Genomic DNA, 219 nt, shown 5'->3' with positions numbered 1-219 from the left:
CTGACCACCGGATCAGAGGTACCCCCCAACGGCCAGATACGAATCGGCAGCAACACCAAAACCTTCACCGCAGTAGTGGTCCTGCAACTGGTCGCCGAAGGAAAGATCGAACTCGACACCCCCATCGAGACCTACCTACCCGGACTCGTCCGCGGAGACGGGATCGACGGCCACAACATCACCATCCGCCAACTCCTCCAACACACCAGCGGACTCCCC

Annotated in this window: 1 protein-coding gene; it reads left to right on the top strand. The window is 60.7% G+C overall.

Going from position 1 to position 219, the window contains the following annotated elements:
• A partial coding sequence (locus tag ACYP01_RS16855; protein WP_459681353.1) for a serine hydrolase domain-containing protein occupies window positions 1–219 on the top strand: 219 nt, incomplete at both ends.

The sequence above is a fragment of the Rhodococcus sp. no. 34 genome, from assembly GCF_054589475.1.
Note: the sequence above shows the minus strand (reverse complement) of the source record. Positions and strands in the feature narration are given on the sequence as shown.